11 protein-coding genes and 1 pseudogene are annotated in these 13,647 nt (G+C 70.7%); 6 read left to right on the top strand and 6 right to left on the bottom strand.

The features are described 5' to 3' along the window. Both dapE and VV01_RS03990 read right to left on the bottom strand, forming a co-directional pair. Entirely contained in the window at positions 1-1,074 is a 1,074-nt protein-coding gene (gene dapE, locus VV01_RS03995) for a succinyl-diaminopimelate desuccinylase (protein ID WP_050668766.1), read from the bottom strand. Next, positions 1,067-2,083: a helix-turn-helix transcriptional regulator gene (locus VV01_RS03990; RefSeq protein WP_050668765.1), complete on the bottom strand. Its 1,017-nt coding sequence runs from the start codon at positions 2,081-2,083 to the stop codon at positions 1,067-1,069. Before VV01_RS03990 ends, dapE begins: the two co-directional genes overlap by 8 nt. 105 nt (positions 2,084-2,188) lie before the next feature. On the opposite strand from VV01_RS03990, the gene VV01_RS03985 reads away from it, so the two are divergent. The 4 genes from VV01_RS03985 (at position 2,189) to VV01_RS03970 (ending at position 5,792) form a co-directional block, all read left to right on the top strand. Then, entirely contained in the window at positions 2,189-2,782 is a 594-nt protein-coding gene (locus VV01_RS03985) for a TIGR03086 family metal-binding protein (RefSeq protein ID WP_071606504.1), read from the top strand. Between the two features lie 72 nt (positions 2,783-2,854). Further along, the gene (gene dapD, locus VV01_RS03980) at positions 2,855-3,796 is read left to right on the top strand and encodes a 2,3,4,5-tetrahydropyridine-2,6-dicarboxylate N-succinyltransferase (RefSeq protein WP_050668763.1); all 942 of its coding nucleotides are present in this window, start codon (positions 2,855-2,857) and stop codon (positions 3,794-3,796) included. A gap of 5 nt (positions 3,797-3,801) precedes the next feature. After that, the gene (locus VV01_RS03975; protein ID WP_050668762.1) at positions 3,802-4,734 is read left to right on the top strand and encodes a hypothetical protein; all 933 of its coding nucleotides are present in this window, start codon (positions 3,802-3,804) and stop codon (positions 4,732-4,734) included. Positions 4,735-4,844: 110 nt separating this feature from the next. Continuing rightward, complete coding sequence (locus VV01_RS03970; protein WP_050668761.1) at positions 4,845-5,792, top strand: lipase family protein; 948 nt, start codon at positions 4,845-4,847, stop codon at positions 5,790-5,792. Positions 5,793-5,868: 76 nt separating this feature from the next. Here VV01_RS03970 and VV01_RS03965 read toward each other — a convergent pair whose 3' ends face one another. From VV01_RS03965 to fdxA, 3 genes are all read right to left on the bottom strand, one after another. Then, the gene (locus VV01_RS03965) at positions 5,869-7,161 is read right to left on the bottom strand and encodes a citrate synthase (RefSeq protein WP_050668760.1); all 1,293 of its coding nucleotides are present in this window, start codon (positions 7,159-7,161) and stop codon (positions 5,869-5,871) included. Positions 7,162-7,287: 126 nt separating this feature from the next. Continuing rightward, entirely contained in the window at positions 7,288-8,385 is a 1,098-nt protein-coding gene (gene dapC, locus VV01_RS03960; protein ID WP_050668759.1) for a succinyldiaminopimelate transaminase, read from the bottom strand. Positions 8,386-8,455: 70 nt separating this feature from the next. Continuing rightward, on the bottom strand, positions 8,456-8,782 hold the full coding sequence (gene fdxA, locus VV01_RS03955) for a ferredoxin (RefSeq protein ID WP_050668758.1): 327 nt from the start codon (positions 8,780-8,782) through the stop codon (positions 8,456-8,458). A 66-nt stretch (positions 8,783-8,848) separates the two neighbouring features. On the opposite strand from fdxA, the gene VV01_RS03950 reads away from it, so the two are divergent. Continuing rightward, on the top strand, positions 8,849-9,847 hold the full coding sequence (locus VV01_RS03950) for a GNAT family N-acetyltransferase (RefSeq protein ID WP_050668757.1): 999 nt from the start codon (positions 8,849-8,851) through the stop codon (positions 9,845-9,847). Between the two features lie 96 nt (positions 9,848-9,943). Then, positions 9,944-10,671, top strand: a pseudogene (locus tag VV01_RS22175) (Type 1 glutamine amidotransferase-like domain-containing protein). Positions 10,672-10,719: 48 nt separating this feature from the next. Here VV01_RS22175 and VV01_RS03940 read toward each other — a convergent pair. Further along, positions 10,720-13,584, bottom strand: a complete 2,865-nt coding sequence (locus VV01_RS03940; protein ID WP_050668755.1) for an FAD-binding and (Fe-S)-binding domain-containing protein — start codon at positions 13,582-13,584, stop codon at positions 10,720-10,722. Between the last annotated feature and the right edge of the window lie 63 nt (positions 13,585-13,647).

Below are 13,647 nucleotides of genomic sequence, written 5' to 3'. Positions count from 1 at the left end.
TCAGTGGTCGCCGTCGAGCCAGCGCCGCAGCGCCGCCTCGGCGTCGATGATCTGCTGCTCGGCGCAGCGCTCGTCGTCGGTGTGGGCGAGGTTGGGATCTCCTGGCCCGAAGTTCACCGCCGGGACACCGAGCGTCGAGAAGCGGGCGACGTCCGTCCACCCTTCCTTCGCCGTGACCGGCAGGCCGAGCGCTGCGACGAACGCCTGCGCGGCGGGGCGGTCGAGACCCGGTCGGGCGCCGTCGGCGGTGTCGCCGAGCACGACGTCGTACCCCTCGAACACCTCGCGGACGTGCGCGAGCGCCTCCTCGCCCGAGCGGTCGGGGGCGAACCGGTAGTTGACGGTGACCGTGCACGCGTCGGGGATGACGTTGCCGGCGATGCCGCCGCTGATGCCGACGGCGTTGAGCGCCTCGTGGTAGTCGAGCCCGTCGACGCGGGCGGTGCGGGTCTCGTACGCCGACAGCCGGGCCAGGATGTCGCCCGCGGCGTGGATGGCGTTGCGGCCGTTCCACGGCCGGGCGGAGTGCGCGGCCACACCCTCGGCGCGCACGTCGACCCGCAGCGTGCCCTTGCAGCCGCCCTCGATTCCGCCGTCGGTGGGTTCGAGGAGCACCGCGAAGTCGGCCCCGAGCAGCTCGGGTCGGGTCTCGCCCAGCCGGCGCAGACCGTTGTGGACGTCCTCGACCTCCTCGGCGTCGTAGAACACGTAGGTCACATCACGCGTCGGCTCGGTCAGGGTCGCGGCGAGCCTGAGCTGGACCGCGACGCCACCCTTCATGTCGGTCGTCCCGCGGCCGACGAGCATGCCGTTCTCACGTCGTACGGGCAGGTTGGGCGGGTCGGTGAGCGGCACCGTGTCGAGGTGTCCCGCGAGCACCACCCGCTCGGCACGGCCGAGGTCGGTGCGCGCGATCACGGCGTTGCCGTCACGGACGACCTCCAGATGAGGCAGCGCGCGCAGGGCCGCCTCGACCGCGTCGGCCAGGTCGCTCTCGTGATGACTCACCGACTCGATGTCGCAGACCGCGGCGGTGAGGGTGACGACGTCGGAGTTCAGGTCCAGCTCAGGCATGCTGCTCATCCTGTCGCATCGCACCGGGCGGCTCGGGAGGCCGTCCGTAGGTCGCGAGCGCTCGCTCGGCTCCGGCCGCCACCTCGTCACGCAGCCACTGGGGCTCGAGCAGAGTCATCTCGCGGGCCTTCAGCACGGCCGTCGACGCCACGACGGACGGCAGACGTGCCTGCAACGACCAGACCGCGCGGTCTCCCCCGCCGTTGCGCACCTCGATCTGCGAGCCCGGCGCGAGCTGCATGCTGAGCAGTCGCCACAGCTCACCCTCGGCGTCCGGGTCGACCGACACGGTGACGCGCGTCGGCGCGGCGCCGCCCTCGAACCGGCGCCGCAGGTCGTCCCAGACCTCGGAGAGCGGCCGTGGGTCGGCGAGGTCGACGGGCTCGGCCAGCACCTGCACGTCCTGCACGCGCGACACCCGGTAGGTGCGCTGCTGCCGACGGTGCTCCGCGACGAGGTACCAACGTCCGGAGTGGTCGACGATCCCGACCGGGTGCACGGTACGGACCGACGGACTCGTCGACTCCGCGGACGCGTACGAGATGCGTACGCGTCGACCAGCCGTGGCCGCCTCACGCAGTGCCGGCAACCAGGCGACGTCGTCAACCGCAGCGAACCAGCGCCGCCGGTCGGCGAGCACCACATCGCCGAACGCCTCGGCCTGCTGCACCGCCTGAGCGGGAGCCGTCGCGGCGATCTTGGCGAGCGCGGAGGTGAGATCGGCGCCGAGCCCGAGGTCGCCGGCCGTCTCACGCGCCGCCCAGGAGAACAACGCCTGTGCCTCGGTCGGCGTCAGGCCCGAGGCCTGCGTCGTGAACCCCTCGAGCAGGACACAGCCGCCTCCCCTCCCCTGCTCGGTGTAGACCGGCACGCCCGCCGCGGACAACGCGTCCATGTCGCGCAGCACGGTGCGGGTGCTGACCTCGAGCTCCTGAGCCAGCCACGGCGCGGTCGCTCTGCCGTGCCGCTGCAGGAGCATCAGCAGTCTCAGGAGGCGATCAGCGCGCATGCTCGGATCGTCCCATCAGAACATGACAGAGGATGTCTTGTTTGGGCGATGGACTGGTGCACCAGCGGATTCGGCGCCGAGCCGACCGACGACGAAGGAGACACCATGCCCACCACCTCCACACCGACGATCCCCGACCTGCGTCCGCAGCTGCGCGGCGCCCTCGCCCAGGTCGACCGACTCATGCAGGTCGCCTCCACCGACCAGGCTCACCGGCCGACGCCGTGCGCCGACTTCGACGTCAAGACCCTGATCGAGCACCTGCAGGGCGTCGTACGCCGACTGGCGACGATCCTGTCGGGCGAGCACTTCTCGACGGCCCCGCCTCAGGTCGCCTCGACCGACTGGGCAGGCGACTGGAGAGCCGGGGTCACCGCGCTCGAGCCGCTGCTCGCGGACGACGCGAACCTCGACCGCTCCGTCGAGGTGCCGTGGGGACGCACCACCGGGCGCGGCGCGATCGCGTCGTACGTCGGCGAGATCACGGTGCACTCCTGGGACCTGGCCGCGGCGATCGGCCGCACCGACGACCTCGACCCCGAGCTCGCGACGACCGCTCGACAGTCGTACGTCGCCATCCTCCCGGAGCAGCCCCGCGGTGGCGCGATCCCGTTCGGACCCGTCGTCCCCGTGAGCGAGGACGCGGGCGCGTACGAGCGGCTGGTCGCCTGGACCGGTCGCGACCCCCACTGGTCCTGACCGGACTCGGGCGGCGCGGCCACCAGGTGAGCCGCGTCGCCCGCAGCCGCCCTGCCCTTCTAGGCTTGGCGCATGACTTCCCCGCGCACGGCCTGGGGCTTCGGCCTGGCCACTGAGACCTCGACCGGTCAGGTCCTCGACACCTGGTACCCCTCGCCCGCGCTCGGCAGCTCACCGCACACCGACGACCCGTACGCCGCCCCGGCCGAGCTGTCCGCCGCCGCCCGCGAGTACCCGCGTCGCGGCGTCCGTACCCGTGTCGTGCACACCCAGGTCGACCTGGACGCCGCGCCGGCTGATGTGTCGGATGCCTACCTGCGACTGCACCTGCTCTCCCACCGGCTGGTGCAGCCCAACACCATCAACCTCGACGGCCTGTTCGGCGTCCTCAACAACGTGGTCTGGACCAACCACGGACCGTGCGCGGTCGACGGCTTCGAGACGACCCGCCTGCGACTGCGTCAGGACGGCGCGGTCCAGGTCTTCGGCGTCGACAAGTTCCCGCGGATGACCGACTACGTGCTGCCGACCGGAGTGCGCATCGCCGACGCCGACCGCGTCCGCCTCGGCGCGCACCTCGCCTCGGGCACCACGGTCATGCACGAGGGGTTCTGCAACTTCAACGCCGGCACGCTCGGCACCTCCATGGTCGAGGGCCGCATCGTGCAGGGCGTCGTCGTGGGCGACGGCTCCGACATCGGCGGCGGCGCCTCGATCATGGGCACGCTCTCGGGCGGCGGCACCGAGCGCGTGTCGATCGGCGAGCGCTGCCTCATCGGCGCACAGGCCGGCATCGGCATCGCCCTCGGCGACGACTGTGTGGTCGAGGCGGGCCTCTACATCACGGCCGGCACCAAGGTCACCCTGCAGGACGGCACCGTGGTCAAGGCCAAGGAGCTCTCCGGGCGCAACGGCATGTTGTTCATCCGCAACTCCACCACCGGAGTCGTCGAGTGCCGCGCACGCCAGGGCGACGGCATCACGCTCAACGACGCGCTGCACGCCAACGACTGACCTCCGTGAGCCAGCACCCCCCGGGTGACGCCGGGCACGACGGCGCCCATCCCTACGACCTGGACGACTTCGACTTCGAGGAGCACGGCGCCCGCGGCCCGTGGCGCAAGGTGATCGGTTGTGCCATCCCGCTGGTCGTGGTCAGCCTCGTCGCCTACGGCGGATTCCGCGCCTACGACTACCTGGAGAACTACCTCGGCGGCCGCAGCTGCCGGATGGTCGACGGGGGCACCGAGGAGAAGTGGGATCCCGAGCAGGCCGCCAACGCCTCGACCATCACCACGGTCGCCGTCACGCTCGACCGTCTGCCGACCGAGGCCGCGTACATCGCGGTGACGACGGCGATCCAGGAGTCCAAGCTGCGCAACCTCACCTACGGCGACCGTGACTCGCTCGGGCTGTTCCAGCAGCGACCGAGCCAGGGCTGGGGCACCGCCGAGCAGATCGCCGACCCGGTCTACTCCAGCCGCGAGTTCTACAAGCACCTGCTCAAGGTCGACGGCTGGCGCGACCGACCGCTCACCGAGGTCGCCCAGGAGGTCCAGCGCAGCGGGCACCCCGACGCGTACGCCGACCACGAGGACCAGGGACGCACCATCAGTCAGGTGCTCTCCGGCGAGGTGCCCGCGGCCGTCGGATGCCGGCTCGACCCGGCCACCGAGTCCACCGCTCCCGACGAGCTCCTCGCGAAGATGAAGAAGCAGACGGGCGCACGCGGCTCGGTCGCCGACGGTGGCCTGTCGCTCACGGCGTCCAGCGAGAAGGTCGCCTGGGCGCTCGCCGGGTGGGCCGTCACCCATGCGGAGGCCGACGGCGTCACCCGGGTGACCGTCGGCGACCGCGAGTGGCGCCGTGAGCGTGGCAAGGCCGGCTGGAGCTGGCACGACGCGAGCGAGCCGACGGCCGGTTCGACCACAGTGCGCGTCGAGCTCGCCTGACCACGAGGAAATACTGGCGTTTCCCGCGTCTAAGTGACCCAACTCACGAGTAATCTCCGTCACACCGGCCACCCCTGGGCCGGTGTGAAGCTCGACCTAGGAGTTTGCTCATGCTGCGTTCGCCCTCACGCAAGACCCGCCTCGGCCTCGCGGCCGCCGGTGCCGCCACGGCCCTCCTGGCCGCAGCCGGTGCACCGGCCCACGCAGCCGAGCTGCCCGAAGGCGGGGTCCCTGAGGCGCTCTACCGGTTCGCCGTCTCGCCCGACTCGACGGCGGGGGCGAACGACTTCTCCTGCAAGCCGACTGCCGAGCACCCCAACCCGGTGGTGCTGCTGCCCGGCACGTTCTTCAACCACGGCGCCAACTTCGTCAAGGCCGGTCCGCGCCTGAAGAACGCCGGCTACTGCACGTTCGCCTACAACTACGGCATGACGTCGATCTCCGCCGACCGCGTCGGCGGACTGGGCTCGATCAAGGCCTCCGCCCAGGAGCTCGACGCCTTCGTCACCAAGGTGCTCACCTCGACCGGCGCCAAGAAGGTCGACATCATCGGCCACTCCCAGGGCGGCAGCGTCCCGATGTGGTGGATCAAGAAGATGGGCGGAGCCAGCAAGACCGCACACTACGTCGGCTGGGCCCCGAGCTCGCGGGGCACGTCCCTCAACGGCATCGTGGCTCTCGGCGACAGCCTCAACCTGATGGGCTTCGTGACCGGCATCAGCAACGTCGGCCAGTTCCCCGGCGTCATCGACCAGACCTACACCAGCGACTACACCCGCGAGCTGTTCCCGAACGGCAGCAACGACGTGCCGGCCGGCCCGAAGTACACGGTCATCTCGACCAAGCAGGACAGGGTCGTGACCCCGTACATCAACCAGACCCTGTCCGGCGCCGACGTCAACAACATCGTGCTCCAGGACAAGTGCCCCTGGGACGCTGCCGGTCACATCGGCCTGTTCAACGACGACCCGACCCTGCAGATGACGATGAACGCTCTCGCCGACGGCCCGAAGACGTTCAACCCGGTCTGCAAGGGCTACGGCGTCCCGTTCCTCTGATCGAGACCCCGTCCTTCGTACGACGAAGCCCCCTTCCGCCGCGGCGGAAGGGGGCTTCGTCGTACGAGCGAGAGACTCAGCGCTTGTCGATACCGACGAAGTCGCGGGCCGGCTCACCGATGTAGAGCTGACGCGGGCGGCCGATCTTGGTGGCCGGGTCCTCCATCATCTCGCGCCACTGGGCGATCCAGCCCGGCAGACGCCCGATGGCGAACAGCACCGTGAACATCTCGGTCGGGAAGCCCATGGCCTTGTAGATCAGGCCGGTGTAGAAGTCGACGTTCGGGTAGAGCTTGCGCTCGACGAAGTAGTCGTCCTTCAGGGCGATCTCCTCGAGGCGCATGGCGATCTCGAGCTGCGGGTCGTTGACGCCCATCTTCTGGAGCACCTCGTGGGCGGTCTCCTTGACGATGGCGGCGCGCGGGTCGTAGTTCTTGTAGACCCGGTGGCCGAAGCCCATGAGCTTGACGCCGTCTTCCTTGTTCTTCACCTTCTTCATGAAGGTGTCGACGTCGTCGTCGCTGCCGTCGATCTTGTCGAGCATCTCCAGGACGGCCGAGTTGGCGCCGCCGTGCAGCGGGCCCGACAGGGCGTGGATGCCCGCGGAGATCGACGCGAACAGGTGCGCGTGACCCGAGCCGACCAGACGGACGGTCGAGGTCGAGCAGTTCTGCTCGTGGTCGGCGTGCAGGATGAACAGCTGGTCGAGGGCCTTCGAGACGACCGGGTCGACCTCGTAGTCCTCGGCCGGGACGCCGAACGTCATGCGCAGGAAGTTGGACACCAGGTCCAGGCGGTTGTCGGGGTACAGCGTCGGCTGACCCTGGCTCTTCTTGTGCGCGTAGGCCGCGATCGTGGGGAGCTTGGCGAGCAGTCGCGTGGTGGACAGCTCGACCTGGTCCTTGTCGGTGATCGACAGGCTGTTGGGGTAGAACGTGCCGAGCGCAGAGACCGCCGCGGAGAGCACCGACATCGGGTGCGCGTCGCGCGGGAACGCTGCGAGGAGGTCCTTGAGGTCCTCGTGCAGCATCGTGTGGCGACCGATGCGCGAGGTGAAGGCCTCGAGCTCGGACGGGGTCGGCAGCTCGCCGTAGATCAGCAGGTAGGAGACCTCGAGGAAGCTCGAGTTCTTGGCCAGCTGGTCGATCGGGTAGCCGCGGTAGCGCAGGATGCCAGCGTCACCGTCGATGTAGGTGATCGCGGACTGGCACGACGCCGTGTTGACGAAGCCCACGTCGAGCGTGGTGTTGCCCGTCTCCTTCATCAGGGAGGAGATGTCGTAGCCCGCATTGCCCTCGGTTGCCGGGAGCAGTGGGAACGACAGCTCCTTGTCGCCCGCCTTGAACGTGGCGGTGCCCTCAGTTGTCATGTGCTGTCCGTCCTCCTTGCGTGCCGGCGAGGTCCGCCGGAAAGTCAGCCCGGCCGACGTTACCCCAGCGTTGCCTTGTCGATGCAATCGGCCCAGGGGCGTCAGCACGCACCTTTTGACTGGGTGTCAATCCGCGGTGAGTCGGGTGACTGCCGCGTCGATCCGTTCGTCGGTCGCGGTGAGCGCGATCCGGACGTGCTGAGCGCCGGGTGCGCCGTAGAAGTCGCCCGGCGCGGCGAGGACGCCTCGCTCGGCGAGCCACGCGACGGTGTCCCGGCACGGTTCGTCGCGGGTCGACCACAGGTAGAGGCCGGCCTCGCTGTGGTCGACGCGCCAGCCGGTCTGCTCCAGTGCGGTGCGCAGGCGAGCCCGGCGGGCGGCGTACCGCTGCTTCTGCTCCTGCACGTGGGCATCGTCGCCGACGGCTGCGCGCAGGACCCGCTGGACGGGCCACGGCACGATCATGCCGGCGTGCTTGCGCACCTCGACCAGTCGGCGTACGAGCGCGGGGTCGCCCGCGACGAACGCGGCGCGGTAGCCGGCGAGGTTGGACTGCTTGGACAGCGAGTAGACCGCGAGCAGCCCCTCGTGCGAGCCGCCGCTGACGCGGTCGTCGAGGATGCTCGGTGCGGGCTCGTCGCCCTCCCAGGTCAGCTCGGCGTAGCACTCGTCGCTCGCGACGACGACGCCGCGAGCGCGCGCCCACTCGACGACCTTGCGCAGGTGCTCGACGCCGAGCACCTGGCCGGTGGGGTTGCTCGGGCTGTTGAGCCACAGCAGTCGCGGGGACGACGGCCCCAGCTCGAGCAGACTCGTCATCGGCCGGGGTGTCGCACCCGCCAGACGCGCGCCCACGTCGTACGTCGGGTAGGCGATCGCCGGGAACGCGACGGTGTCGCCGGCGCCGAGGCCGAGCAGCGTCGGCAACCAGGCGACGAGCTCTTTGCTGCCGACCGTCGGCATGACGCCGTCGGGGTCGACCGAGGCCGCGCCGCGACGACGCGCGAACCAGGCGCTGACCGACTCGCGCAGGTCGGGGGTGCCCCACACCTGGGGGTAGCCCGGTGCGTCGGACGCCGCCGTCAGCGCGTCACGCAGGATGCGCGGCGTCGGGTCGACCGGGGTGCCGACCGAGAGGTCGACGATGCCGTCGGGGTGCTCGTGGGCCCGGGCCTTCGCCTCAGCGAGCGAGTCCCAGGGGAAGTCAGGAAGCTGCAGACTCACTCGTGCCCCCGGTCGTGACTCCACGCGACCCTCCGGGCCTCGCTGCGCTCGTTTCCTCGTGCCGCTGTCGTCACTCGTCGTGCTCTTGGGGCGGCAGCGCGGCAATGATCGGGTGGTCCTTGGCGATCTTGCCGAGCTTGGCCGCACCGCCGGGGCTGCCGAGGTCGTCGAAGAACTCGACGTTGGCCTTGTAGTAGTCCGCCCACTCCTCAGGAGTGTCGTCCTCGTAGTAGATCGCCTCGACCGGGCAGACCGGCTCGCACGCACCGCAGTCGACGCACTCGTCGGGGTGGATGTAGAGCGAACGCTCACCCTCGTAGATGCAGTCGACCGGGCATTCCTCGATGCAGGCCTTGTCCTTGAGATCGACGCACGGCTGGGCGATGACGTAAGTCATGGGGGCGAGTCCTCCTGCTGGTCGTCGGCGCGCAAGCGCCGGTGCTCTGCCTAGTATGCCGACGCGATGAACGACAACCGTAGTGAGTCTGACCTCACCTGCGCGCTCCGTGTCGGCATGCGGATCGTGGTCCGGTCACGGCTGGACGCCGAGCCCGGCTCTCCCTCTCTCACCGACACGGTCGGAGAGCTGGTCGCGACCTCGCCGGAGGCACTCGAGGTACGCACCCGTCGCGGTGACGTGACCATCGAGCGTGACCGTGTGGTCGCGGCCAAGGAGGTGCCGCCTGCGCCGTCGCGTCGAGGACGTCCGCATCTGGCGATCTCGATGACCGACCTGCAGGAGCTGATGGTCGCGGGGATGCCGCCACTGCGACGCGACTGGCTCGGCCGGTGGCTGCTGCGCAGCGCCGACGGCTACACTGGCCGCGGCAACTCCCTGCTCCCGCTCGGCGACCCCGGCCTCCCGCTCGGGTCGGCGATGGCCGAGGTCGAGCGCTGGTACGCCGATCGCGGCCGTCCCCCGCTCGTGCAGCTGTTCGGGCCGGTCGGGTTCGCCGTGGCTGAGGACCCGATCGGGGCGTGGGCGCTCGACCACGACTGGCAGGTGTTCCAGCAGACGCTGGTCATGACCGCCCCCGCTGACCTGCTGGCCGCGGCGTCCGCACCGGACGTGCGGGTCGAGGCGCTCGCCCGCCCGGACGAGCGCTGGTGGTCGGGCACGACCGGCCGCGAGCAGGAGCATCGCGCGACGCTGGCAGCGATGCTCGACCAGGTCGATGACGGCGCCTACCTCGTGGCCACGGTCGACGGTCAAGTCGCCGCGATCGGGCGCGCGGCCTTCAGCCAGGGCTGGGCCGGCGTGTTCGCGGTGCACGTGCTGCCGGCGTTCCGCCGTCGCGGGCTCGCCCGGGCGGTGATGCGTGCTGCGGCAGCTGAGGCGCAGACTCGGGGCGTGCGGTCGGCGTACCTGCAGGTGTCGGCCGACAACGACGCGGCGGTGGGGCTGTACCGGTCGCTGGGGTTCGACGTGCACCACGAGTACTGGTACGCCAAGCCCCACTGACAAGGCGAAATGTGACTTCACGGGCCGGCGGTATACCGACGTCTGAAGTCATATTTCGCATGGTGAGTGGGCGTTCGGGCGCCTAGGGTCGCGGCCATGCCTGCTGAGCAGCCCACGATCCTGGCCACCTCCGGCGGACTCCGTCCGGGTGAGCACACCGCGCTGGAGATGTCAGCGCTGTCGACGTACGCCGTCGACCTCGCCGGCGTGAGCGGCCGGGCGCCGCGCGTCTGCTTCCTCGCGACCGCTCTCGGCGACAACGAGCTGGTGCTCACCCGCCTGCACGAGGCGGCACGCGTGGCGGGCTGGTCGTCGTCGCACGTCCAGCTGTTCCCGATGCCCAACCACGCCGACGTCGCGGCGCACCTGCTGGAGCAGGACGTCATCTGGGTGATGGGCGGCAGCGTGGCCGGGCTGCTCGCGATGTGGCAGCTGCACGGCGTCGACGACGCCATGCGCGCCGCGTGGGAGGCGGGCGTGGTGCTGACCGGCGTCTCCGCTGGGTCGATCTGCTGGCACGTCGGGGGTACGACCGACTCGTTCGGGCCGCAGCTGCGCCCGGTCACCAACGGGCTGGCGCTCGTGCCGTACAGCAACGGCGTGCGTTACGACTCGGAGGCTCGGAGGCGTCCGCTGTTCGAGTCGCTCATCGCCGACGGCACGCTCCCGGCCGGATTGCGAGCGACGACGGCGTCGGAATCCTTTACCGCGGAACGAAATTCGCCGAAGCAGTCACCGAGATCGACGGCAAGGGCGCGTACTTCGTGGAACCCGGCGCCGACGGCACGGCACGCGAGACGCAGCTCGACGTCCGTCGCCTGTAGCCCGCCGGCACAAGCTGGCGAGGCGCACACCCATACGTGTGCAGCTGCTCAGCTTTCGCCGGCGATGCGGTCAGGGTCGAGCAGCTGGGCGAGGTGGACGCCGCGGCGTTCGGTGAGGTCGGCCACCTGCGTACGGCACGAGAACCCGTCGGCGAGCAACGTCGCAGAGCCGTCCGCGTCGTCGCGCAGCGCGGGCAGCAACGAGTGCTCAGCGACCTTGACCGACACCTCGTAGTGGCCGAGCTCGACGCCGAAGTTGCCTGCCAGACCACAGCATCCGCCCAGGCGCTGCACGTCGGCGCCGGACTTCTTGAGCAGGGCGGCGTCCGGGGTCCAGGACATGATCGCGTGGTGGTGGCAGTGCGGCTGGGCGATGACCTTCTCGCCCGCGAGCGACGGCGGCGCCCAGTCGGGATCAGCGGTCAGCAGCTCGGCCAGGGTGCGCACAGCACCGGCGACCGTACGAGCCCGTTCGGCCGCCTCTCCCCCAGCCGCGTCGAACAGCTCGATGGCGTCGGACCGCAGCACGGCCGTGCACGACGGCTCGAGACCCACGACGGGTACGCCGGCCGCGGCCGCGTCGTACAGGCCGGCGATCGTGTCGCCGAGGATGCGACGTGCCGCATCGAGCTGGCCGGTCGTGATCCAGGTGAGGCCGCAGCAGCCGGGCGGGTCGAGCACCGGGTCGTAACCGGCGGCGCGCAGCACGCGCACGGCCGCCTGGCCGACCTCGGGCGAGAAGTGATCGGTGAACGTGTCCGCCATCAGCACGACCTGACGGTCGGTGATCGCCGAACGGTCAAACGTGGCAACGCCGTTCGCCTTCGCCCAGGCTCGGAACGTCTGCGGCGCCATCTCAGGGATCGACCGCCTGGGGTCGACGCCCGCGACCTTCTTGAGCGCCGACAACCTGTCGCCCACCTTGAACATCGCGTTGACGGCCTTGGGCATCCGCGAGCCCATACGGACCCAACGCGGCAGCTGCCCGAGGGCGTAGTGCGAGCGCGGACGCACCTTGCGCTTGTAGGTCTGGTGCAGCACCTCGGACTTGTAGGTGGCCATGTCGATGCCGGTCGGGCAGTCGGACGCACAGCCCTTGCACGACAGGCACAGGTCGAGGGCCTCGTGCACCTCGGGCGCGTCCCAGCCCTTGACGAGCGAGCCGTTGACCATCTCCTGCAGGACGCGCGCCCGACCGCGGGTGGAGTCCTTCTCCTCACCGGTCGCGAGGTACGACGGGCACATCACGCCGCCCGTCGCGGTGTTGTCGGCGCGGCACTTGCCGACACCGGTGCACCGGTGGACGGCCTCGGTGAAGTCGCCTCGGTCGTGAATCAGGCTGAGCGCCAACGGTGTACGCACCGGCTTGGCCTGTGGCACGCGCAGGTCGGCGGTCGCCGGGTCGGGGTCGACGAGCACGCCCGGGTTGAGCAGGTTGTCCGGGTCGAAGTGGTGCTTGATCTCGGCGAAGAGCGCGAGCGCCTCGGGTGAGTACATCGTCGGCAGCAGCTCACTGCGCGCCCGGCCGTCGCCGTGCTCACCGGACAACGACCCGCCGTACGACGCCACGAGCGCGGCCGACTCACGCAGGAACTGGCCGAAAGCCTCTGAGCCAGAAGGCTTTTCGAGAGGGAAGTCGATGCGGATGTGCAGGCATCCGTCACCGAAGTGGCCGTAGGGCAGGCCTGTGAGGTCGTGCTGCTCGAGCAACGCGTCGAAGTCGCGCAGGTAGGCGCCGAGCCGCTCCGGAGGCACGGCGGCGTCCTCCCAGCCGGCGTGGGCCGGGCGGTCGCGCGGGCTGCGACCGGAGAGCCCGGCGCCGTCCTCACGCACGCGCCACAGCGTCGCCGCCTCGGCCTTGTCGGTGACCACGCGAGCCTCGAGGGCGCCGGCCGCGGCCGCGAGCCGCTGCGCGCGAGCGGCCACCTCACCTGCGTCGTCGCCGGCCAGCTCGATCAGCAGCCAGCCGTCACCCCGCGACAGCTCGGGCACGGCTGCAGGACCGCGACGCGCGAGCAGGATGTCGACGATGCGTCGGTCGAGCCCCTCGACCGCGACCGGCCCGAACTCGAGCATGTGGGGCGAGGCGTCGCCGGCGGAGGCGATGTCGGGGAAGCCGAGCACGACCAGCAGCCGCTCGGCCGGCTCGGTGACCAGGCGCACCGTGGCCTCGGTGAGCACGCCGAGCGTTCCCTCGCTGCCGGCCAGCAGGCGCGTGACGTCGAAGTCGTTCTCGGGGAGCAGGTGCTGAGCGGCATAACCGGACACCTGGCGCCCGAACCGGCCGAGCTCGGTACGGATCGTCGACAGGTGGCGACCGGTGATCTCGTCGAGTCCGGCCCACACCGGCGAGGAGGCGACCACGTCGGCGCGCGGGGTGCCGACCGTCGTACGCAGGACCTCCCCCGCCGCCGTGATCAGCTCGGCGCCCAGCAGGTTGTCGCCGGTCTTGCCGTAGCCGAGCGCCCGGTTGCCGCACGCGTTGTTGCCGATCATGCCGCCGATGGTGCAGCGGGTGTGCGACGACGGGTCCGGGCCGTAGCGCAGGCCCGCCGCGAGCGCCTGCTTCTGCAGCGTGGCGTGCACCGTCCCGGGCTGCACCACCGCACTGGCCGACGCACGGTCCAGCGAGATCACCTGGTTCATGTGCCGGCTGAAGTCGAGCACGATGCCGCGCCCGACCGCGTTGCCCGCGATCGACGTACCGCCTCCGCGCGAGGTCAGGGGCACGCCGTGCTGGCGCGCCACCGCGACCGCGGCGAGCACCTCGTCACGGTCGTACGGGCGCACGACCACCTGCGGGACCAGGCGGTAGAGCGAGGCGTCGGAGGAGTACGCCGCGCGCGTGGTGGAGTCCGCGAGGACGTCACGCAGCCCAGCGGCGCGCAGGTCGGCGACCAGGTCCGAAGTCATTCACGCATCATCGCCGTTCGCCGTCGGGCGCCGTCGGACGGGTCCGATCTGCGAACGCCGCCC

Origin of the sequence: Luteipulveratus halotolerans, assembly GCF_001247745.1 — a bacterium.
Classification (GTDB): Bacteria; Actinomycetota; Actinomycetes; order Actinomycetales; family Dermatophilaceae; genus Luteipulveratus; species Luteipulveratus halotolerans.
This window is presented reverse-complemented; position numbering and strand designations above follow the sequence as displayed.